The sequence below is a fragment of the Paenibacillus sp. P2(2022) genome (genome assembly GCF_029522175.1).
Lineage (GTDB): Bacteria > Bacillota > Bacilli > Paenibacillales > Paenibacillaceae > Paenibacillus > Paenibacillus polymyxa.
This window is the reverse complement of the sequence record NZ_JAKWFI010000004.1, coordinates 524,581-547,229: the sequence shown is the minus strand read 5'-3', so window position 1 is coordinate 547,229 and position 22,649 is coordinate 524,581. Positions and strand designations below refer to the sequence as shown.

The 22,649-nt window shown below is 48.7% G+C and carries 23 protein-coding genes; 16 read left to right on the top strand and 7 right to left on the bottom strand.

From position 1 onward, the window contains the following. Positions 1 to 2: 2 nt before the first annotated feature. The 12 genes from purQ (at position 3) to MMB75_RS16730 (ending at position 13,425) form a co-directional block, all read left to right on the top strand. Positions 3 to 692, top strand: coding sequence for a phosphoribosylformylglycinamidine synthase subunit PurQ (purQ, locus tag MMB75_RS16785; protein WP_045244219.1), 690 nt, complete (start codon positions 3 to 5; stop codon positions 690 to 692). Continuing rightward, positions 670 to 2,913 (top strand): phosphoribosylformylglycinamidine synthase subunit PurL, encoded by a 2,244-nt coding sequence (purL, locus tag MMB75_RS16780; protein ID WP_045244218.1) that lies wholly within the window; start codon positions 670 to 672, stop codon positions 2,911 to 2,913. Before purQ ends, purL begins: the two co-directional genes overlap by 23 nt. After that, entirely contained in the window at positions 2,898 to 4,379 is a 1,482-nt protein-coding gene (purF, locus tag MMB75_RS16775; protein ID WP_045244217.1) for an amidophosphoribosyltransferase, read from the top strand. Before purL ends, purF begins: the two co-directional genes overlap by 16 nt. A gap of 679 nt (positions 4,380 to 5,058) precedes the next feature. Further along, positions 5,059 to 6,099 (top strand): phosphoribosylformylglycinamidine cyclo-ligase, encoded by a 1,041-nt coding sequence (gene purM / locus MMB75_RS16770; protein ID WP_045244216.1) that lies wholly within the window; start codon positions 5,059 to 5,061, stop codon positions 6,097 to 6,099. Beyond that, positions 6,099 to 6,713, top strand: coding sequence for a phosphoribosylglycinamide formyltransferase (purN, locus tag MMB75_RS16765; RefSeq protein WP_017426174.1), 615 nt, complete (start codon positions 6,099 to 6,101; stop codon positions 6,711 to 6,713). The genes purM and purN overlap by 1 nt, the downstream gene beginning before the upstream one ends. 130 nt (positions 6,714 to 6,843) lie before the next feature. Next, positions 6,844 to 8,388 (top strand): bifunctional phosphoribosylaminoimidazolecarboxamide formyltransferase/IMP cyclohydrolase, encoded by a 1,545-nt coding sequence (gene purH / locus MMB75_RS16760; RefSeq protein ID WP_045244215.1) that lies wholly within the window; start codon positions 6,844 to 6,846, stop codon positions 8,386 to 8,388. Between the two features lie 63 nt (positions 8,389 to 8,451). After that, positions 8,452 to 9,717: a phosphoribosylamine--glycine ligase gene (gene purD, locus MMB75_RS16755; RefSeq protein ID WP_045244214.1), complete on the top strand. Its 1,266-nt coding sequence runs from the start codon at positions 8,452 to 8,454 to the stop codon at positions 9,715 to 9,717. Positions 9,718 to 9,841: 124 nt separating this feature from the next. Next, on the top strand, positions 9,842 to 10,492 hold the full coding sequence (locus MMB75_RS16750) for a TetR/AcrR family transcriptional regulator (RefSeq protein WP_277509037.1): 651 nt from the start codon (positions 9,842 to 9,844) through the stop codon (positions 10,490 to 10,492). Between the two features lie 99 nt (positions 10,493 to 10,591). Next, entirely contained in the window at positions 10,592 to 11,449 is an 858-nt protein-coding gene (locus tag MMB75_RS16745) for a transporter substrate-binding domain-containing protein (RefSeq protein WP_045244213.1), read from the top strand. Positions 11,450 to 11,534: 85 nt separating this feature from the next. Continuing rightward, positions 11,535 to 12,182, top strand: a complete 648-nt coding sequence (locus MMB75_RS16740; protein ID WP_016819779.1) for an amino acid ABC transporter permease — start codon at positions 11,535 to 11,537, stop codon at positions 12,180 to 12,182. A gap of 14 nt (positions 12,183 to 12,196) precedes the next feature. Continuing rightward, positions 12,197 to 12,946 carry an amino acid ABC transporter ATP-binding protein gene (locus tag MMB75_RS16735; protein WP_016819780.1) on the top strand — a complete coding sequence of 250 codons (750 nt, stop codon included), beginning with the start codon at positions 12,197 to 12,199 and terminating at the stop codon, positions 12,944 to 12,946. Positions 12,947 to 12,999: 53 nt separating this feature from the next. Next, complete coding sequence (locus MMB75_RS16730; protein WP_044787193.1) at positions 13,000 to 13,425, top strand: OsmC family protein; 426 nt, start codon at positions 13,000 to 13,002, stop codon at positions 13,423 to 13,425. Positions 13,426 to 13,599: 174 nt separating this feature from the next. On the opposite strand, the gene MMB75_RS16725 is transcribed toward MMB75_RS16730, so the two are convergent. The 5 genes from MMB75_RS16725 to MMB75_RS16705 form a co-directional block, all read right to left on the bottom strand. Next, positions 13,600 to 14,577: a FecCD family ABC transporter permease gene (locus MMB75_RS16725; RefSeq protein WP_045244212.1), complete on the bottom strand. Its 978-nt coding sequence runs from the start codon at positions 14,575 to 14,577 to the stop codon at positions 13,600 to 13,602. Further along, complete coding sequence (locus tag MMB75_RS16720) at positions 14,574 to 15,578, bottom strand: FecCD family ABC transporter permease (protein ID WP_017426180.1); 1,005 nt, start codon at positions 15,576 to 15,578, stop codon at positions 14,574 to 14,576. The genes MMB75_RS16725 and MMB75_RS16720 overlap by 4 nt, the downstream gene beginning before the upstream one ends. Beyond that, positions 15,575 to 16,555: an ABC transporter substrate-binding protein gene (locus MMB75_RS16715; protein WP_017426181.1), complete on the bottom strand. Its 981-nt coding sequence runs from the start codon at positions 16,553 to 16,555 to the stop codon at positions 15,575 to 15,577. Before MMB75_RS16715 ends, MMB75_RS16720 begins: the two co-directional genes overlap by 4 nt. Before the next feature lie 204 nt (positions 16,556 to 16,759). Beyond that, positions 16,760 to 17,488, bottom strand: a complete 729-nt coding sequence (locus MMB75_RS16710; RefSeq protein ID WP_016819784.1) for a response regulator — start codon at positions 17,486 to 17,488, stop codon at positions 16,760 to 16,762. Next, positions 17,481 to 19,154 carry an ATP-binding protein gene (locus MMB75_RS16705; protein ID WP_045244211.1) on the bottom strand — a complete coding sequence of 558 codons (1,674 nt, stop codon included), beginning with the start codon at positions 19,152 to 19,154 and terminating at the stop codon, positions 17,481 to 17,483. Before MMB75_RS16705 ends, MMB75_RS16710 begins: the two co-directional genes overlap by 8 nt. Positions 19,155 to 19,315: 161 nt before the next feature. On the opposite strand from MMB75_RS16705, the gene MMB75_RS16700 reads away from it, so the two are divergent. Both MMB75_RS16700 and MMB75_RS16695 read left to right on the top strand, forming a co-directional pair. Next, positions 19,316 to 19,609, top strand: coding sequence for a putative quinol monooxygenase (locus MMB75_RS16700; RefSeq protein ID WP_017426184.1), 294 nt, complete (start codon positions 19,316 to 19,318; stop codon positions 19,607 to 19,609). Between the two features lie 45 nt (positions 19,610 to 19,654). Continuing rightward, the gene (locus tag MMB75_RS16695) at positions 19,655 to 20,479 is read left to right on the top strand and encodes an aldo/keto reductase (protein WP_016819787.1); all 825 of its coding nucleotides are present in this window, start codon (positions 19,655 to 19,657) and stop codon (positions 20,477 to 20,479) included. 71 nt (positions 20,480 to 20,550) lie between these two features. On the opposite strand, the gene MMB75_RS16690 is transcribed toward MMB75_RS16695, so the two are convergent. Next, positions 20,551 to 21,207, bottom strand: coding sequence for an SdpI family protein (locus MMB75_RS16690; protein ID WP_045244210.1), 657 nt, complete (start codon positions 21,205 to 21,207; stop codon positions 20,551 to 20,553). Further along, a complete protein-coding gene (locus tag MMB75_RS16685; RefSeq protein ID WP_016819789.1) occupies positions 21,204 to 21,515 on the bottom strand; it encodes an autorepressor SdpR family transcription factor in 312 nt (103 codons plus the stop codon). Before MMB75_RS16685 ends, MMB75_RS16690 begins: the two co-directional genes overlap by 4 nt. 212 nt (positions 21,516 to 21,727) lie before the next feature. Here MMB75_RS16685 and MMB75_RS16680 point away from each other — a divergent pair, with 212 nt between their 5' ends. Together MMB75_RS16680 and tlp are read left to right on the top strand one after the other, a co-directional pair. Further along, a complete protein-coding gene (locus MMB75_RS16680) occupies positions 21,728 to 22,339 on the top strand; it encodes an alpha/beta hydrolase (protein WP_017426187.1) in 612 nt (203 codons plus the stop codon). Between the two features lie 73 nt (positions 22,340 to 22,412). Then, positions 22,413 to 22,637 carry a small acid-soluble spore protein Tlp gene (gene tlp / locus MMB75_RS16675; RefSeq protein ID WP_016819791.1) on the top strand — a complete coding sequence of 75 codons (225 nt, stop codon included), beginning with the start codon at positions 22,413 to 22,415 and terminating at the stop codon, positions 22,635 to 22,637. Positions 22,638 to 22,649 lie beyond the last annotated feature (12 nt).

Here is a 22,649-nt window from a genome sequence, read left to right as displayed (position 1 = left end):
CCATGAAATTTGCAGTTCTGGTTTTTCCGGGCTCCAACTGTGATATTGACTGCTATAAGGCGATAGAGGACACGGTCGGTGAACCTGTCGATTATGTTTGGCATACGGCAACGGATCTGTCACCTTACGATTGTATTCTTGTTCCGGGAGGCTTCTCCTACGGGGATTATCTGCGGTGTGGTGCGATTTCCAGGTTTGCTCCGGTGATGAAGGAAGTAGCCAAAGCGGCTGCCGGGGGCAAATATATTTTGGGGATTTGCAACGGTTTTCAAATTTTGACCGAAGCCGGGCTGTTGCCAGGAGCTTTGCGCCGTAATCTGTCGATGAAATTCCTTTGCCGTGATACGGTGTTGCAGGTTGCGAATAACCAAACGCCTTTTACAAGAGATTATGCTGCTGGTGAAGAGATCATTATTCCGATCGCACATGGTGAAGGCAACTATTACTGTGATGATGAGACGCTGGCTCGTTTGCAGGCGAACAATCAGATCGTATTTACGTATAAAGATAATCCCAATGGCTCCATGACGGATATTGCAGGGATTTGTAATGAACAAGGTAACGTGCTGGGCATGATGCCCCACCCGGAACGCGCGGTGGACGCATTGCTTGGAACGGATGACGGCAAACGTATGTTTACATCTATTTTGAATGCTTGGAGGGATCGTCATGGCGCAGCAAGTGTCCGCTAAGGAACCGACGGCAGAGCAGGTTGCCGAACATAAACTGTATCAGCAGATGGGTGTGTCGGACAGTGAATATGCGCTGATCTGCGAATTCATGGGGCGTCAGCCGAATTATACGGAGATTGGCGTGTTCAGTGTTATGTGGTCAGAGCATTGTGCTTACAAAAACTCCAAGCCGTTGCTGAGACGTTTCCCGACGAGCGGTCCGCGAGTTCTGATGGGACCCGGTGAAGGAGCAGGGATTGTTGATATTGGAGACAACCAAGCAGTTGTATTTAAAATCGAAAGTCATAACCATCCATCCGCTGTAGAGCCTTTCCAAGGGGCAGCAACTGGGGTAGGCGGCATCATCCGTGATATTTTTTCCATGGGCGCAAGACCTGTTGCCGTTTTGAACTCGCTGCGTTTTGGCAAGCTGGAGAGCGACCGTGTGAAATATTTGTTCGAGCATGTGGTATCGGGTATTGCGGGCTACGGGAACTGTATCGGTATTCCGACCGTGGGTGGAGAGGTTGTATTTGACGAAAGCTACGAAGGCAATCCGCTCGTTAATGCAATGTGTGTTGGACTGATTGACCATGATAAAATCCAACGTGGTGTGGCAAAAGGGGTTGGTAACCCGGTGTTCTACGTAGGCCCACCAACAGGACGTGACGGGATTCATGGAGCAACTTTCGCATCCGTTGAGCTGACAGAGGAATCCGAAGCGAATCGGACTGCGGTTCAAGTAGGCGATCCATTCATGGAAAAGCTGGTTATGGAATCATGTCTGGAACTGATCGACAGCGGTATTGTACTGGGTATTCAGGATATGGGCGCAGCGGGACTTACCTGCTCCAGTGCTGAAATGGCAAGCAAGGCGGGCAACGGTCTTGAGCTGTACCTGGATCAGGTACCGCAGCGTGAAGAGGGCATGACACCTTATGAAATGATGCTGTCTGAATCACAGGAGCGTATGTTGTTCGTTGTTGAGCCTAAGGATGAAGCACAGGCGCTTGAAATTTTCGAGCGTTGGGGCGTCATTTGTGCCAAGGTCGGTAAAGTGACGGATGACGGTCGTTTGCGTTTGTTCCATCACGGTGAAGTGGTGGGTGATATGCCAGTGACGGCGCTGGTTGACGAGTGTCCGATCTATGACAAGCCTTCCGAAGTCCCTACTTATTATGAGCAAAATGCTGCGATTGACACACTTCGGTATGCAGAAGTAACGGACTTGAACGGCGTGCTGAAAAAGGTGCTATCTTCACCAAGTGTAGCTAGCAAGAAATGGGTATACGAGCAATATGATTACATGGTTCGCACCAGTACGGCCGTTCGTCCGGGTTCGGATGCAGCTGTAGTGACCGTACGTGGCACCCGCAAGGGACTTGCAATGACTACGGACTGTAACGGACGTTATGTATATCTGGACCCTGAGGTAGGTGGACGGATTGCAGTCAGCGAAGCAGCTCGAAACATTGTATGCTCCGGCGGAGAGCCTTTGGCGATTACGGACAATCTGAACTTTGGTAACCCTGAAAAACCGGATATTTTCTGGCAAATGGAAAAAGCCGTAGACGGTATGGCAGAAGCTTGCCGTGTACTGGATACACCTGTTATCGGGGGCAACGTTAGCTTGTACAACGAAAATGCCAAAGGTTCGATCTATCCGACGCCTGTAGTCGGTATGGTCGGTCTGGTACATGACACAGATCATATTACAACACAAGGTTTCAAAGCCGAAGGCGATGTCATTTTCCTAGTGGGAGAGACGAAGGCTGAGCTAGGAGGCAGTGAGTTCCAGGCTATCGTGCACGGTGTATCCGAAGGGCGTCCGCCTGAGCTCGATTTGAATGTAGAGAAAAAACTGCTGACTGCGGTACTAGGAGCGATTCAGGCCGGATTGGTACAATCCGCACATGATCTGGCAGAGGGCGGTTTGGCTGTAGCACTTGCCGAATCTGGAATTAGCGGCGGATTGGGAGCGCAGGTTAACGTAGAAACGTCTTTGCGCCCTGACCATGCTTTATTCAGCGAAAGTCAATCCCGCATTTTGTTATCTGCATCACCGGATAAAGCGTCTGCTCTGGAAGCACATCTGCGTGGACTGGAAGTACCAGTTACCGTATTGGGAAAAGTTGAAGGATCACAATTGACAGTTGAGGTGAACGGACAACCCGCTTTGAACGAGGCAGTCGCCAGTTTGAAGCAAATCTGGGAGGATGTCATTCCATGTCTGATGAAATAACAGCACGGACGTTGTGGACTGGAGATTATTATAATGAAGGCTCAGGTAAAGAGGGGCTGTTTGATAAATTAAAAGAGGAATGCGGCGTATTCGGGGTGTACAGACACTCCGATGCCGCTTCCCTAGCCTATTACGGCTTGCACGCGCTTCAGCATCGTGGCGAAGAAAGTGCAGGGATCTGTGTGAGCAGTGGCGACGAATTCCATTATCATCGTGGAATGGGACTTGTCAAAGAAGTATTTAATAAAGACTTAATGGCTTCGTTGACAGGCGATATTGCCATAGGACATGTGCGCTATTCGACAAGTGGAGACAGTAAGCTGACGAATGCACAGCCTTTGGTGTTCAAGTATCGTGATGGTGATTTGGCGGTAGCGACGAACGGAAATATCGTAAATGCTTTGCAAATTCGGCATGAACTGGAGCAGGGTGGGTCTATTTTTCAAACAACCAGCGATACCGAAGTAGTAGCACATTTGATCGCTCGGTCGTCCAAGGATTTAGTGGAGGCTGCCAAGGATGCATTAAAGCGTATTGTCGGTGGGTTTGCTTTCCTTATTATGACCAATGACAAGCTGCTTGTGGCTTCTGATCCCAACGGCTTGCGTCCATTGACGATGGGCAGATTGGGCGATGCTTATTTGTTTGCATCCGAGTCTTGTGCCTTGGAAACCATTGGTGCAGAACTGTTGCGCGATATCGAGCCAAGTGAACTGCTAGTTCTGGATAAAAACGGACTGCACGAAGACCGTTATACGGAAGATAAGCAGCGTAAAGCGCTGTGTGCGATGGAGTATATTTATTTTGCTCGTCCTGACAGTGACTTGAATGGTTCTAATCTTCATGCAGCACGCAAACGAATGGGCAGCCAGATGGCGCTAGAGGCTTTTGTCGATGCAGATTTGGTTACCGGTGTACCGGATTCCAGCATATCGGCTGCAATTGGTTATGCAGAGCAAACAGGTATTCCCTATGAGCTGGGCATGATTAAAAATAAATACACTGGACGTACCTTTATTCAACCGAGTCAGGAGCTGCGCGAGCAGGGTGTGAAAATGAAGCTGAGCGCCGTACGCCGTGTTGTTGAAGGTAAACGGGTCATTATGATCGACGACTCTATCGTTCGGGGCACCACATCTCGTCGAATCGTAAATATGCTGCGGGATGCGGGCGCGTTGGAAGTACATGTACGAATTACCTCACCGCCTTTCAAAAACCCGTGCTTCTACGGTATCGACACGCCGGACCGTCGGGAACTGATCGCTTCGTCCAAAACCGTGGAGGAAATTCGGCAAGAGATTAACGCTGATTCGCTCTATTTTATGAGCGCCGAGGGATTGATTGCCGCGGTAGGCGGACATAACGAACAGGATTACAAGGGCGGTTTGTGCCTGGCTTGTTTCGATAATGATTATCCGACACAGGTAGATTTTAAAGGCGAAGAAAAGTTCGGGTGTAGTTGTTAATATAGGAACAAAAGAGGTACAGAGGTGCATGGAGGTATGGGATGGCGGTTCTGAGGGGACCACTCCGCGTGTGCAAGGTTCTTAGGATCGCTGTTGCCGCCAGATTCCGGGATTGAAATAACCCCTTACAGGGTAGGAATCCATCGGCAAAGGCGAACGCTTTCGCTTCTCCAGAATCCTTCCACCCGCTGCGTTCCTCAGGTGTTCAGCATTTTGCAGCAGTGCCTGTACCTCTTCTGTTCCCACCGGGAAGAGGTTAGGTAAGGCCGTTAAAAACTCATGGCATAACTATTTCATGCCATGAGTTTTTAACAGGCGGCTTGTACAGCCGCCTGCGAGCCAGCGAAGCGAGGCTCAGGCAGCAGGCAGAGCGAAGCTGCCTGCCTCAAGGGCCAAAGAAGTAAGCCGCCCGTTGGCGCTGCTCACTTCTTTGGCCCGGCACGTCCCCGCCGCCGTCACTACCAAAGGCGGCCACGCATCAAAGCGTGTCATTGTGAATTGCGGGAAGACCCGCAACTCGCAATGGAAAACACGCGACGCTCATTACGAACCACCACCAAGCAGCACCCAATCCTACGCATCTGACCGACTCTTGAGGGGTCCAGGGGGAGCAGCCCCATGGAATCCTCCCTGCTAGGGAGGACTTAGGAGGGTCAATCATTTGAAGGAGTGTTCATGAATGTCCGAAGCATACAAAAACGCAGGGGTAGATATCGCTGCTGGTAATGAAGCAGTAGAACGGATGAAAAAGCACGTAAAACGTACCTTCCGTCCGGAAGTGCTCACGGACTTGGGCGGATTCGGTGCGTTGTTCGGCCTGAATAAAGATAAGTATGAAGAGCCTGTACTCGTTTCCGGTACCGATGGTGTCGGCACGAAGCTGAAGCTTGCCTTTGCAATGGATCGTCATGACACCATTGGCATTGATGCAGTTGCGATGTGCGTAAACGATATTGTCGTCGGAGGTGCAGAACCTCTCTTTTTTCTAGATTACCTTGCTTGTGACAAGGTTGTGCCCGAGAAGATTGAAGCTATAGTCGCTGGAATCGCAGAGGGCTGCCATCAGTCAGGGTGTGCGTTGGTCGGCGGCGAAACCGCAGAAATGCCGGGGATGTACAGTGAGGGCGAATATGATATTGCTGGCTTCACGGTAGGGATTGTAGATAAAAGCAAAATCATTAACGGTAGTTCTATTGCTCCTGGAGATACCGTAATCGGGCTGGCTTCCAGCGGTGTTCACAGTAATGGCTTTTCACTGGTTCGCAAGCTGTTATTGGAACAGCAAGGCTATGATTTGCATGATGAAATTGAAGGCTTGAATGGCAAACTGGGCGATGTACTGCTGGAGCCAACGAAAATTTATGTGAAATCTGTGTTGGCATTGCTGGACAAGGTAAAAGTAAAAGGTATGGCGCATATCACGGGTGGCGGTTTTATTGAAAATATCCCTAGAGTATTACCGGATCACGTCAATGTAGATATACAGTATGGCACATGGCCAATTCTGCCGATCTTCCAGCTCATGCAGGAAAAGGGAGAAATCTCTAACAAAGACATGTTCACGACCTTCAATATGGGGATTGGAATGGTGATCGTTGTTGAGGCAGAGCACGCACAGACTGCATTGGAAGTTCTGAGGGAACAGGGTGAAGCTGCGTATGTGATCGGAAAAGTAACGGAAGGCAGCTCGATCGTGACCTTTACGGGAGCCGAGGTATAATGGGCAATTACCGGATTGCTGTTTTTGCATCAGGCGAAGGGACGAACTTTCAGGCTTTGGTGGATGCGGCCGCACGGGGTGAACTGGGCGGCGCCTCGGTAGAACTACTTATCTGTGACAAGCCTGCGGCTCCGGCTGTAGCTAGAGCACAGAAAGCTGGAATTGCCTGTCATACTTTTCGCCCTAAGGAATATCCTGCCCGAGAAGACTATGAGCGTGAATTGGTGGCTTTGCTGGAGCAGAAATCGATTGACCTCATCGTGTTAGCAGGCTATATGCGTTTGCTATCCAGTGTCATGGTTGATGCCTACGCTGGGAAAATCATCAATATTCATCCGTCACTGCTTCCGGCATTTCCAGGAAAAGATGCTGTTGGACAGGCATTGGCCTATGGAGTCAAGGTAAGTGGAGTCACCGTCCATTTTGTGGACGGCGGGATGGACACTGGTGCGATTATTGCCCAACGTGTCGTAGAAGTTCACGATCATGATACAGCGGAATCCTTATCCGCAGCCATTCAATCCGTGGAACGTCAGCTATATCCAGAGGTAGTTGGTAGACTGGCTCAAGGCAAAATCCAATTGAATGGCCGCAAGGTGAGCTCACTTCTCTAAAGATAACTGTAATTTGTCATATCATTGTCATAACAAGGATACTGTACAGGCATTTTCCGATATTTCTCGGGAAATAAATTGATAGAAGAGAAATTTGCAAAATTCTGAAAGAGCTAAAGGAGGAGACAGGGTGAGTATTAAAAGAGCGCTCGTCAGCGTATCAGATAAACGGGGAATCGTGGAGTTTTGTCGCGAGTTGTCCAAATTGGGTGTGGAGATCGTTTCGACAGGGGGAACGAGCAGCTTGCTGTCGAAGGAGGGCATTCCTGTCATCGGTATTTCAGAGGTAACGGGATTTCCAGAAATTATGGATGGACGTGTTAAAACACTCCACCCTGCAGTACACAGCGGTTTGCTGGCTGTTCGGGATAATGAAGAGCATCAGCGCCAGATGAAGGAGCTTGGATTGGATTATATCGATCTGGTCGTTGTGAACCTGTATCCTTTTGCGGAAACGATCGCCAAACCCGGTGTAACCTATGAAGACGCGATTGAAAATATTGACATCGGCGGACCAACAATGCTTCGTTCTGCGGCAAAAAACCATGCTTTTGTCAGTGTAGTGGTCGATGCGGATGACTATAGCACTGTACTGGAGGAAATACGTAAGGATGGTGACACGGAGCTCAATACTCGTAAGCGTTTGGCTGCAAAAGTGTTCCGTCATACGGCGTCATACGATGCTTTGATTTCCGATTATTTGTCGAATGTGACAGGCGATCCGCTGCCTGAGCGTTACACTGTAACCTATGAAAAAATTCAGGATTTGCGTTATGGCGAAAATCCTCATCAACAGGCGGCATTTTATCGTGAGCCTTTGGCGGCCAAGGGTACACTAACAACAGCGAAGCAACTTCATGGTAAAGAGTTGTCTTATAATAATATCAATGATGCGAATGCAGCCCTGCAAATCGTCAAAGAATTCAGCGAGCCGACAGTAGTTGCAGTTAAGCATATGAATCCTTGCGGTGTGGGAATTGGCGGCAGTATTTATGAAGCGTACAGCAAAGCTTACGCAGCAGATCCAACCTCGATTTTTGGCGGCATTGTCGCGGCTAACCGGATTATTGACGGCGATACAGCAAATAAGCTGAGTGAAATCTTTTTGGAAATTGTATTGGCACCGGGCTTCACGAAAGAAGCATTGGAGATTTTAACGAAAAAGAAAAATATCCGTTTGCTTGATCTGGGTGAGCTTTCCCCATCTGAGGCGAAGAGCCGTTTCGTCGTGACTTCCATTGAAGGCGGCATGGTTGTTCAGCAAAATGACGTTCATGCTGTGAACCCGGATGCACTTACAGTTGTAACAGAGCGTACGCCATCCGAGGAGGAACTGAAACAACTTTTGTTTAGCTGGAAAGTAGTTAAACATGTGAAATCCAACGCTATCGTACTGGCGGCAGATAATATGACTATTGGCGTAGGCGCAGGACAAATGAACCGTGTCGGAGCAGCCAAGATTGCGATCGAGCAGGCCGGTGACAAAGCAAAAGGTGCCGTATTGGCATCGGATGCATTTTTCCCGATGGGCGATACGCTGGAGTTGGCAGCTAAAGCAGGCATTACAGCAGTCATTCAGCCGGGCGGTTCCATTAAAGATGAAGAATCTATCAAGGTTGCTAACGAATATGGCATTGCTATGGTCTTTACAGGCGTACGTCATTTCAAGCACTAAGTTGTGTGAGTGGTGGATGCAGCACACCTGAACGATCATAATGGGGCGGGAGGAATCACCTGAATGGATATTTTGGTTATCGGAGGGGGCGGCCGCGAACATGCAATTGTGTGGGCGCTGAAGAAAAGCCCCAAGGCCGGACAAATCTATTGTGCGCCAGGTAATGCTGGCATCGGACAATTAGCGGAGTGTGTGCCGATTCCGGTGAGTGAGTTTGACGCGCTGACAGAACTGGCGGAATCCAAAAAAGTCGGACTTGTCGTAGTGGGCCCCGATGATCCACTGGCAGACGGCATTGTGGATGCCTTTGAAGCGAAGGGCATTCCAGTATTCGGACCGCGTAAAAATGCAGCGGAAATTGAAGGCAGTAAAATCTTCATGAAGGATTTGCTGCACAAATATCAAATTCCGACAGCAACTTACCGCAAGTTTTATACCTATGAGGAAGCACATGCCTACTTGAAGGAACAGCCTATTCCGGTGGTCATTAAGGCCGACGGATTGGCAGCAGGCAAAGGCGTGACAGTTGCTTACTCGATGGAGGAAGCGGAAAAGGCGCTGTCCGATATTATGGTAGCGAAGGTTTTTGGAGAAGCGGGTGCACAGGTCGTGATTGAGGAGTTCCTTGCTGGACAGGAAATGTCGATTCTCTCCTTTGTGGATGGTGAAACGGTTCGTCCAATGGCAGCGGCCCAAGATCACAAGCCGGTTTTTGACGGTGACAAAGGACCGAACACAGGTGGCATGGGAACGTATTCCCCGTTGCCTCACATAGCCAATTCCATTATTGAGGAAGCCATTGAGACGATTATTAAGCCGACGGCCAAGGCTATGGTTGCTGAAGGACGCCCGTTCCGTGGTGTTTTATTTGCTGGACTGATGATTTCGCCGGACGGCAAGCCGAAGACCATTGAGTTTAATGCACGTTTTGGTGATCCAGAAACACAAGTCGTATTGCCTCGCCTAAAATCCGACTTGCTCGATATTTTTCTCGCTGCTGTGAACGGCACACTGGATCAGGTGGAGATCGAGTGGAAGGATGAAGCTGCGGTGTGTGTGGTGCTGGCATCCGGAGGTTATCCTGCAGCCTACGCCAAGGGGATACCTATCCAAGGATTGGATCAGGCAGATGAAGCCATCGTATTCCATGCCGGCACAGATATCAACGAACAGGGTGAGTGGGTAACGAACGGCGGACGCGTATTAGGCGTGGTTGGTTTGGGACGTGACATTGCCGAGGCACGGGACAAAGCTTACGAGCAGGCGGCTCGTATTACCTTTGAAGGCAAGCAAAACCGTACAGACATTGCGGCAAAAGCATTGCTATAACAGCAATATATAGGATAAGAGGACCTCTGCGGAGGTTCTCTTTTTTCGTTTGACAAAAGTATACTTATCCTATAGGATTAAAAATACAAAACTGACTGACTGATCAATCGGGAGGAGGAAACCCATGCAGCCACGCAAGGCGAAGCAATCCAAAACCCTTTCGAAAGAAACAGACCGCAGGACTCAGCTTCTTCACATTGCGTTAAAGCGGTTTGCTGAGCAGGGTTACCACCAAACGAAGATTTCAGATATTGTGGTGGAGGCAGGAGTAGCTCAAGGCACATTTTATTGGCATTTTAAAAGTAAAGAGGCTCTGGCGCTGGAGATTATCGCAACAGGCCGTGAACAACTTTTGTCAGCGATCGGGCAGGGGTATCGCCGTGATGCAGGAACGCTGGCTGATATGGTCAAGGCATCGGAAGCGCTGTTTGTTCGGCTATTTCATTTTGCATTGGAGAACCGTTATCTGATGGGTTTGCTGCTGATCGGCAGTGGTGTCGATGAACCCGTGCGGCAGAGTATCCGTGAGACCAGAACTGCGATGGAGCTTGCATTCCGGCGCAATATGGAGAGAGCAATCGAGCTGAACATGTTGCCTGCCGAATTAGATGTCGAATTAAGGGCAGCACTACTCATGAGCATGATCGAAGGGATCATTATACGCTGGTTATTCGGTTCAGAGGGAACACATGACCACATCAAGCAGGTATCCGCTACAAGATTGGCAGAAGAGGCTGCTAATTTTGAATTTTACGGACTATTAGGTCAAAGCTAGACGGTCAACATCGCATGAATGAGTAGTGGGCAACAAATAATATAGCCAAATTACACATACAAACTTAAACATTTACATCTAGACAGGAGAGAACGATACATGAAAACACGTAATAAAGGATTCTTGGTGACCACACTCATGGCTCTGGCATTGTTCAGTCTTGTGCTGAGCGCTTGCGGTACCAAACAGGAAGCTTCCAATACCGGAACTGGAACGGGCAGCAATAATGAAGCAGCCGCCAATCAGCTCGAAGCCATCAAGAAGGCCGGTGTAATGAAGGTAGGCATGATGGGCACTTACCCACCGTACAATTTCTTGAACGACAACAAGGAGTTGGACGGGTTTGATGTGGATATTGCCAAAGAGTTGGCGAAACGGATTGGAGTAAAAGCGGAATTCACGGCCCAAGAATTTTCGGGATTGATTCCAAGTCTGCAAAAGAAAAAATTCGATGCAGTGGTTAGCCAGGTTGCGATTACAGAGGATCGCAAGAAGGCCATTGACTTCACAGATCCCTATATCACCAATAATGTGAATATTATCGTGAATAGCAAAACAAATGACATTACGAAGTTGGAAGACTTTAAAGGCAAAACCATTGGTGTCGGCTTGGGGACAAATGATGAATCTTATCTGCGCAACGAAGTGCTGCCAAAGGTAGGCGATTTTGAGATCAAAACATATGATGATGTCATTACTTCATTGAAGGATCTAAACTCTGGTCGTATTGATGCAACCATTAACAATCTATATGCTCTCAAACCCATTATCGACAAAAACGGATTCCAAATTAAAGCCGTAGGCGAGCCGATTAAATCAGACCTAGCAGCTGTAGCCATTAACCAGAAAACTCCTGAGCTCAAGGAAGCCTTGAACAAGGCTCTGAAGGAAATGAAGGAAGACGGCACTTACAAAACAATTTTCAAAAAATGGTTTGGCGAGGAGCCAAAAGAATAACGTAAGCCTGTTACAGGCATCTGGCTCCAGTCTTGGCTTTTATGCTGACATGGGGCCACTCGTCTGAAAGAAGGGAATATAATTGATGCTAGAATTAATGTGGGAGAACGTCCCTTTTTTATTGAAGGGCGCTTATTATACGCTGTATATAACGATTGTTTCTATGCTGTTTGGTTTAATTATTGGTTTGATTGTTGCTGTAGCGCGCTTGAAGGGGAATCGACCTGTTCGGTGGCTGGCTCGTATGTATGTATCGATCATCCGGGGAACGCCGGTTTTGGTGCAGATTGCGGTCATTTATTATGGTCTGGATGATTACGGAATATCTTTCGGATCGTTAACGGCTGCTTGCCTCGCGCTTAGTATTAATACAGGGGCGTACTTATCGGAGACGTTCCGTGGAGCTATTTTAGCCGTACCACAGGGACAGACCGAGGCTGCTTATGCGACGGGAATGTCGCCTGGTCAAACGATGTGGCGTATCATTCTTCCACAGGCGTTGCGCATTGCAATTGCACCGATGGGGAATACGTTCGTGGGTATGCTTAAAGAAACGTCGCTTGTGTCGGTTATCGGGGTTAGTGAATTGATGCGACAGGCACAGCTTTTACAGGCGCAGTATTTGCGCTACATGCCGTTTCTGCTCGAAATTGCCCTGATGTACTGGATTATGAGCATTGGATTCTCCGCTATACTGGAGCGGGTGGAAAAGCGTCTGGCTCGAGCTTATTAAGGTGGAGATGATAGATGATGATAACAACAAACGGATTAGGTAAACGATTCGGACAGGTAGAGGTTCTGAAAAGCATAGATTTTCAGGTTGCCGCTCGTGAAATCGTCGTATTGCTCGGTCCCAGCGGCTCAGGTAAAAGTACCCTGCTGCGTTGCCTGAACGGACTGGAAGAGTTGTCTTCTGGCAAGTTTGAGGTGAACGGGATTGAGGTTAATGCTATGGCTCCTGTTCGTGCCCGCCAAGCAGCCATTCGTGATATTCGCAAGCAGACGGGGATGGTGTTCCAGCAATTCAATCTGTATCCGCACAAAACAGCTATCGGCAATGTCATTGAAGGACTGCTGACAGTAAAGAAAATGCCGCGCGACAAGGCTATGTCTATCGGACAACAGCTGCTGAAGCGGGTGGGGTTACTGGATAAGCAGGATGTACATCCATCTCGTCTGTCCGGTGGACAGCAGCAACGGGTAGCTATTGCACGTGCACTGGCGATGGACCCGGCGATTATGCTGTTCGATGAGCCGACATCGGCGCTTGATCCCGAACTCGTGGGTGAGGTGCTGGGGGTTATGCGGGAGTTGGCTCAAGATGGAATGACGATGGTCGTCGTGACGCATGAGATGAAATTTGCCCGCGAGGTGGCAGACAAGGTTGTATTTATGGCGGACGGTATCATTGTGGAAGAAGCTGCACCACAGGCATTTTTTGATGCTCCCCAGCATGAGAGGACACAAAAGTTTTTGCGTCAAATTAGCGAATTTTAAGTTAAATCGAGAATAAATCATTGATCACTAAGATGGAAAGAAGGCAATTGATTATGAAAGTATCTACAACTTGGCATGGCAAACGCGCGTTTACTTCGGAAGGACCGTCCGGTTATTCCGTAGGGATGGATGCTACGGCGGCTTATGGCGGCGATGGTAAAGGGATGACACCGATGGAACTGCTGCTTGCAGGTCTGGCGGGATGTATCGGTATTGATATTACGATGATTTTGGATCGTTTTTTGTCGGACATTACTCGAATTGATATTGATGCAGAAGGTACACGCAAGGAGCAAATGCCAACAGGATTTACTGCGATTGATCTGACGTTCCACGTAGATGGAGATATTCCAGATTACCGCGTATGGAAAGCGATTCAGATGGGTAAGGAAAAATATTGTGCAGTATCTGATTCCCTAAAAGCGGAAATTCGGATGCACCTCATTTTGAATGGAACAGAAGTACCCTATCCAGCGTAAGTGTTGAGGGGTGAAGAGAGCCAGCTTGTGTCATATACAGGCTGACTCTCTTTTTTTATGTTGTCTGACAATATGACGCATAATGAAATCTTGTGTGTGGAATGCATATCGAAGTTACTGTACGATGAATCGTTTAGAAAAGAAACCAATCAGCGGATCGGTGTACAGGTTTCCTTATCCGCTGCTTTTTTGTTTGCGTTCCCGCAGCAAGAGATACAGGAAATAGGGCGCGCCAATTACGGCTGTCACGATGCCGGCGGGGATTTCGAGCGGCGGCTTCAGCCCCCGTCCGAGCGCATCGGCAAGGACGAGGATCAGGGCACCGATCATGGCTGCGCCGGGCAATAGATAGCGGTGGCGATTACCAAACAATCGCCGTGCCAGATGTGGTGCCAGCAGCCCTATAAAGCCGATGGAACCGATGGCAGCGACACAGGCAGCAGCTAAGGCCACAGATACGGCCAGCAGTCCTGTGCGCATACGCTTCACGCTAAGTCCCAAACCAGCGGAGCTTTCCTCATCCAGACTCATAATATCCAGCTTGTGCTGTAGTGTATAGGCGAGAGGCAGCAATACAATTAACCATGGCAAAAGCCCATATACTTCATCCCAGCCTTTGCCCCACAAGCTTCCAGCTAGCCAAGTCAGCGTATCGCTGGCTTCGAGTGGATATTTGACCAGAATATAATCGGTCGCAGCCTGGAAGATAGCACCTACCGCCAGCCCGGTTAAGGCTAGCATATTAGGACGCATGCCTCCCCTCATCGAAAGCTGTACGAGCAGTAGTGCAGCTAACCCGGCACCGACAAAGGCAGCGACAGGCAGCAGCGCCACCGGGGATGAGGGGAGCAGCACGATGACGAGAACCGCAGAAAAGCCGGCTCCCTTGGATACACCCACCACATCCGGCGAAGCCAGTGGGTTGCGAATCATGCCTTGCAGTAGCACGCCGGCTACAGCAAGACCAGCACCGGCCATGATGGCCAGCAGGTCACGAGGCAGTCGATAATGGTGAACGATGAACCAGGAAGAGGCATTTCGGTTAGTCAGCGCCGTGATCAGCTCAGCGGGCGTAATGTAGGTGCCGCCCACGCCGATAGCTATAAAGGAAACACCCATCATTATCACGAGTAAAATCCACAGTTTTTTCATCGTGAAGCCCTCCCGTTCTTGTGCGCCAGGTATAAAAAGAAGGGCGCGCCCACCAGCGCAGTTACGATACCAACGGGCGATTCATAAGGAAAGGCAATAAATCGTCCAAGCACGTCCGCATATGTCAGCAGCAGAGCTCCGCAGATTGCAGACAGGGGGATGACCCGTTTGTAATTGTCGCCTGTAAATACCTTAATGATATTCGGCACCATCAGACCCACAAAGCCGATGGCCCCGGCTACCGCTACAGCAGAGCCTGCCAGCATAATAACTGAAACCGAGGCTAGCAAGCGGACAAGCCGTACGTTTTGCCCCAGTCCTTGTGCGACCTCTGTACCGAGGCTAAGCACAGATAGCGAGGGGGCCAGCGCCAGTGCAAGGATCATACCGACGGCGAACCATGGCAGCACCAGACGCGTGTCGGCCCAAGTAGACCCGTCGATGGCTCCGGCGAGCCAATACAGTACATCGGATATTTGCTCGTTGAATACGAGCAGTCCCTGAGTGACAGAGGCCAGCAGCAGATGCACAGCCATCCCGGCAAGAGCCAGCTTGACTGGCGTCATGCCCGCCGTTCCGGCCAGCGCATATACGAAGGAGCCACCTGCGATCGCTCCGGCAAAAGCAAAATAAATGCTGCCGGACGACCCGATATTCGGCAGCAGCACGACCGACAGGACGACAGCTAGCGAAGCGCCAGAGCTGACCCCAAATACCTGCGGCGAAGCCAGCGGGTTGCGTGTGATGGCCTGCATCAGCGCTCCGGCCACGGCAAGCCCGGCGCCGACGATCAGGCCAATGACGGCACGTGGCAGGCGTATCGTCAAGATAATGAGCTGATCCTTGGACGGATGCTCGGTGAATAGTGCAGTCAGCATGGTGGGGATGTCCATCCTGACTGGGCCAATCGCCACGCTCAGCAATAGTCCAGCCAGCAGCGCGAATAGAAGTGCAAAGAAGACCGGCTTATTTAGCCGGTCGCGTAAGGCTTGTCCGATCAACGGGAGCCGTCTCCTTTAGTTTGCGCGGGATACAGAAGCGAAATCGCTTGCTCCAGTATTTTCTCGGCAGAGCCGAGTCCACGGTACCGGGTCCACAGTGCCCGGTTTACTTCGTAAACTTCCCCTTTTTTCACGGCCGTAATGTTTTGCCATAACGGATTTTGCTTCCATTCTGCAAGCAGCTTCTCATCGGCTTCCACTAAGAAGATCACGTCCGGATCAGCTTGTGCAATCTGCTCCAGTGTCAGCTTGACTGTAGGCTCGCTTGTATTTTGAAGGGCATTGTGGATGCCTGCTTGCTCCAGCAGTTGTCCATCAAAAGATGAAGCGCCGTGAGCCGATAGTGAATCAGAACGAAATACCCCAAGCAATACGCTACGTGACTCACCAGCTTGGATGCCTTCTTTCAGCTTTGCCATTGTAGCTTTATGTGCTGCGAGAATTTGCTCACCCTTTTCCTTCTCACCCAACGCGTCAGCGATAACGCCGAAGGATGCCAGGTTTTGCTCATAAGAGGAATTGCGGCTCTTTAGAACAATGGTAGGAGCAATCTCACTTAGTTCTTTGTAAATGCTCTTATGACGGTTCAGATCAGCAATAATCAAATCGGGCTTCAAAGAGCTGATCGTTTCCAGGTTCGGCTGTTTGCGTGTGCCGACAGGTGTAAAGTCGATTCTTTTGCCAAGCAGCCCATCGATATCATCATCATTTTCCTGAGCTATGCCGACAGGCATCACGCCCAGTTGGGTAGCAGCATCGACAAAAGAGAATTCCAACGTCACAATTCTTTTGGGTTTGCCTGTAACTTTGGTTTTTCCCATCTCATGTTTGATCGTTCGAGTGTCGCCTGTGGTTTGAGGTGCTGCTGCGTTATTATTTTGTGACTGGCCTCCACATCCCGCCATAACGGCTGTCAGTAGTACCAGAATCGCTGCAAGCAGCACGCCTGTGCGTAGTGGCTGTTTCGGTGTTGCCATATGTTGTCCCCCGTTCCAAATATGCTTACCAGAGAAACTGATAATCATTATCAATTAACTAACTGTTGACCATTCTAGCAACCGGGAAAGGGGACGTAAATAATGTGATCATTTAAACCGTTTTAGCCTATTATGAGAATTAAGTTCATTAAAATCATGAGCGAGATGAGAGGATGGAAGAGACCAGACGTATGAATTGGTGGTTTATGCATTTTCCTGCCGTCTGCGATAGATACGCTCCGGTCTGCCGACAGTTCCGTATACCTGATCGTGGTGAGCATCGCCACTTTCCACTAAATATTCCAGATACCTTCTGGCGGTAGATCGGCTCATACCTAGCTCAATTCCCACTGTACCCGTAGTTACCTCACCTCGTCGGTTCAGGAGATCAAGCACCTTTTCGCAAGTGACTTTATCAATGCCTTTGGCCCATAGCTCTCCTACTCCGTTACCCGTCATCCGACCCGTGCCCGCGCTTTGAAGCAGACGGTCAATTTCCGATTGCTCCACCGTAGATTGTTCTTCTTGCCATGTTGTGACTTGGCGGCGAAAACGAGCATATTCCTCTAAGGTCGCCCGCAATCTCTCGAATACGAGCGGCTTTACGATAAAATCAAATACTCCTGCTCGAACCGCTTGTACCACAGTTTCAGCTTCTTTGGCGGCAGTCAGCATAATGACATCTGTACTTGGATAGTGCTGTTTGATGAACGATAGCAGGGTTAGACCATTCGTATCGGGAAAATAAACATCCAGCACGGCTAAAGACGGACGCAGAACATCTAGTTGAAGCTTTGCCTCAAATTCGTTCGTTGCTATTGCACATACGGTGAATCCATCCACCTTTTCAATAAATCGTCGGTTAATCTCCGCAATTCGCGGATCATCTTCAATAATAAGAACCTCAATGTCCGATAAAACCCGCTCATTCATGGCCGTAACCTCCTTTTACATCATGATTCGTGTCTGTTCTAATTAAAGGAATGTATACTTCAAAAATGCTACCTCCACCAGGCCGTTCATGTACTTTTATGGAGCCACTCATTCGTTCGGTGTACTCCTGCACGAGAGCAAGGCCATATCCGTGTCCTGCCTCTGCTTTAGTTGATGCTCCCTTAACGAACAGTTTTTCCTGGATATCCTCCGAAATACCCGATCCATTATCCATAACTTCGACGACGATGGCTTCAGTCATTTCTTCAAGCCGGAACCAGACCTGTCCGTCAGGTATAGAGCCTATTGCAACTGCTTCCATAGCATTGTCCAGCAGGTTTCCGGCAATGGTAGCAAGAAGCGACCACTCCAACGCAGGAGACGGGGTTGAAAATGCTCCTTTTATATATGAATGGAGTACAATCCCTTTTTCCAACGCCTGTTTTTTCTTGCTGATCAGCAGGCTGGCGATGATTGAATCGGGTGAAAGAGAAGACGAAACGGAACTATGTACACGATACTCTTCCGATTCCTGAGTAATAAAGTCCACTGCTTCGTCATAACACTCCAACTGAATCAGGCCGGATATGAGATATAGCCGATTGGTATATTCATGTGTTTGTGATCGTAACACGTCCGCATAATCCTTGACCTCTGTCAACTGCCGCGTCATGCGAAGCAGCTCTGTTTTGTCACGCAGGCTGGCAACGGTGCCTAGCATTCGTCCGAATCGATCCTTGATCGGTACACGGCTGACGACTACGACTCGTTGTTGGATCTCAATTTCCTCATTGAATACGTTTTGTTCCTGATCCGGCTTCATGCTAGGATTCTTTTCGATAAAATCTGTAGCAAGTACATCTGCCAGCTGATATGCCGCGCCCGCCAAGTGACGAAGCTCGCATCCATAGAGGCTAGTTTCCGGAGGAAGACCAAGCAAACGGACGGCTTGTGGATTGGCAAGTGTGACTTGTCCACTGCTATTAACCGCGATAATCCCTTCACCTATGGATTCGAGAATGGCTTGCTTTTCCTGATACAAACGTCCAATCTCCACTGGCTCCAGCCCATGCAGTTCGTGCCTTACCCGTCGTGCTATAACCAGACTTCCTAATATGCCGATCATTAGCGCGCCTACCATGAACCACAGCCATGTATATGTGTATGTACGAATATTTTGCGCCACATCTGTCATCAGGAAACCTACAGAAACGAGTCCGATAGCTCGGCCTTGTTCATCATAGACTGCGGTTTTGGCTCGCAGTGACGGTCCGAGAGAGCCGGTGGATTCCGTAATAAAGGAATGTCCTTGCAGCACCTTATTATTCAGCGGGTCCATCATAGGCTGCCCAATGCGTTCCGGGTTAACATGCCATTGCCGAATGAGATGACGATCTGCAATCGTAATAAAATCAGCGCCGGTGCTGGCTTGGACAGGTTTCACTGCTTCGTTGATCCGAACACGTAATTGCGTCGTGTCGGTCTGTTCTAGAGCATCCCTCACCTGTGCATCTACCGCAAGCGTATTGGCCACAGTCAGTGCCCTTTTCCCAATCTCTTCGTACAAGGCGGAGGTAATCATATAACGCAAGGATAATCCCAACAGCCCGGTAACGACTAGCACTAAAAGGGATATGAATACCATTAATTTTGTCTGAAAACGCACATGCCTTCACCGCCATTAAACAAAATATAGGAGCAGTTGATCAGCGGATAAACACCCCAATATGAATCATTTTACTGTATTCCAGAAACGGCCGCACTTTTAATCTATCGAAAGAATGGTCTATAATAGAAATAGTTACATAATACGAGGAGGAAAATATTATGATTATTATTCATGCAGATATGAAAGTTTTACCAGAAAAGAGAGAGACCTTTTTGCAACAAACCCAAGGGTTGATCAGCGCATCACAAGCTGAAGAAGGCAATGTACGCTATACGTTAATGCAGGATTTGAATGATCCCAACGCATTTACGATGGTTGAAGAGTGGAAGGATGCTGCTGCTGTAGATTTCCATAACAAGTCTGCCCATTTCCAGGCATTTGTTGCTGCAGCTAAAGAATTGTTGGCTGCTCCGCTTGAAGTGAATGCTTTTCAGGATGCAACTAAACTGTAATTATCCCGTTGGATAATTTATAACTAGGAATAGGAGGAGATAGACATGGGGAATATTGCGGATACAGCTTTACTAAATAACGGAGTTCAGATGCCTTGGCTTGGTTTTGGTACATACAAGGCGGAAGGCAATGAGGTTTACGAAGCAGTCAAAACAGCTATTAAGGTCGGTTACCGTCACATTGATACCGCGGCGATCTACGGCAATGAGGAACTGGTCGGACAAGCCATTCGTGACAGTGGAGCGGACAGAGACAATCTGTTTGTGACCACTAAGCTATGGAATCAAGATCAGGGCTACGATTCAACACTGCGTGCTTTCGAGGAAAGCCGCAAGCGGTTGGGCCTGGATATCATTGATCTGTACCTTATCCATTGGCCTGGCAAGGACAAGTACAAGGAAACTTGGAAGGCGTTCGAACGGCTGTATGAAGAAGGAAGCGTACGCGCGATTGGAGTAAGCAACTTCCAAATTCACCATCTCGAAGACCTCCTGAAAGACAGTAATATTGTACCTGTCATCAATCAGGTTGAGCTTCACCCGCGTCTGACTCAGCAGGAGCTGCATCAATACTGCCGGGAACACCAGATCCAGCTTGAATCGTGGAGTCCTCTGATGAAGGGGAAACTGACGGAGCAGCCAGATATCGTTGAGATTGCTGCCAAATACGGCAAAACGACTTCTCAGGTTATTTTGCGTTGGCATCTGGATCGGGGAATTGTAACGATTCCCAAATCGGTTACCGCGCATCGTATCCGCGAAAATGCCGATTTGTTCGATTTTGAACTGACGACTGAGGATATTGACCGAATTAATGGTCTTCATCTGGATGAGCGTGTGGGTACTCATCCCGATAAGCTGTTGTTCTAATGGAATTTGTAGATGTACAAAGAACCTCCCATTCTGCGTTTATCGTGGTTTGGGAGGTTCCTTGTTTATCCCTACTGATGATTTATTTTGCGATGCAGTAGGAAGGAGTAGAGTACAGGAATGACGACGGATATAAACAGCCCGGTGAGAAAAATGACGGTGCCCGCCACTCCATCGACCCATGCCGCTACCAAGCCCGAAGCACCACCGAACATCATCATAGGTCCGCCAAAACGGTGCGTTTTACGCCATACCTCCGGATTGGACAGAGTCCACGGCGTGCGGATACCGAAGGTATAGTTTGGCTGTACCTGAGTCATATAATTACCCAGCACCAGCAGCACCAGACCCAGCACTCCATAAAGGATCGTAAGCATCTGTAGCCGATAATTCAGGTTATACAGCAGCATTCCCCAACCGGCTATAGCGAGAATGAGCGAAGTGCCTACACGCGTAACCTCATAGGCTTTAGTAAATTTCTTGAAATTTGCTCTGTTGGGGTCCATGTAGCGGGATAGCCGAAGGAGCAAAGGCACCAGCCCCAATAGCACCAGCATGAGAATAGAACTGTTTTTACTCATATACCCGTCTGCGGTATTGTCCATGCTAAAATGAGAGGCCAGCACATCGGGAAGCCGGTTATACAGTAGTAAAGCGCCTATAGCAGGTGATAAGGCAAGCAAAGTCGTCAAAACATCCGTCAAGCTCCAACGTGTTCGGAACTTCATTCAGACCCCTCCGTATCCTTAATATCATTCGAAGTTGGTTTTACAGGGGCATCCGATTGGGCGATACTGAACATCCAGCCGATGACATCCGCCACAACTGTTGTATGCAAGGTGTAAATAATGCTTTGCCCCTGTCGCTCATCCAGCACAAGCCCCGCCTGCTTCAGCAAATTCAGATGGTGGGATATGCTGGGCTTGCTGATTTGAAAATGCTCAGCGACGTCGCCCGCGCTCATGCTTTTCTCTTTCAAAAGCTGCAATATTTTGCGCCGGGTCGGATCAGCCAAGGCTTTGAAGGCATCATTCAAAGTTTGCTCACTCCTTTAGATATTTAGATAATTCTCTAAATATCTAATCACATAGTAAAATAAAGCTATACTACATGTCAATGGAACAAGACATCATTTTAGAAAAAATTAACGAGGTCAATTATGTTTGTATAAAGCAGTGAAATGGGCTATAATCAAATTATACAAAAATAAGATTCTTAATTTAAAGTTAATTAGAGGAGGGAATAGATATGAAACACGTCTTTCGTAAAGGAAATGATCCGCAAGCTCCGGTTATTTTGCTGTTGCACGGTACCGGCGGGAATGAACAAGACTTGCTACCATTGGCTGATTTGGTTGCACCAGGCGCATCTGTGTTAGGTGTGAGAGGTAATGTGCTGGAAAATGGAATGCCGCGCTTCTTTCGGCGTTTGGCAGAGGGTGTGTTCGACATTGAGGATCTCGTATTCCGTACCAAAGAACTAAGCGAATTTGTTGATTCAGCTGCAGAGCAATATGATTTTGACCGTAACAACGTGGTGGCTCTGGGCTATTCCAATGGAGCCAACATAGCGGCCAGTATGCTCTTCCATGATGCAAAAGCGCTGCGTGGGGCCATTCTCCATCATGCTATGGTGCCATTGCGAGGGCTGGAACTGCCGGACTTGAACGGTGTCCCTGTATTTCTGTCTTCCGGTGAAAATGACCCGATTGTTCCAGCGGCGGAATCTCAGGAGCTGCAAGCCCTGCTGGAAGGGGCCGGAGCACAGGTAGAAGCCTACTTGGAACGCAATGGTCATCAATTGACTCGCACTGAAGCCGAAGCCGCAGGCCGATGGTTTGGAAAGCATTTTAATGTATAAAATAACTCGATAACGATCAAGCTACGGTTTAGCGCTCTAGTGAGCGATTCTATGATTAGGAGGCGTCAAACCGATGGCAAAACCGGATAATCGAGCAGATAATGTGGAGCATTTGCAACAAAATATTCAGAATACATTGCAGAATCTTCATGAGGCTGAAGGATATCTAAACGAATTTTCCTCTGAAATCAGCAATGAGGAGCGTCAGCAGATCGAAGAAAAAAATAATCGTCGTAAACAAAGTATTAGATCATTTCGAGAAGAAGTGAAAGACGAAGCAGCACATTCGCAAGAGTAGTTAACATAGCGC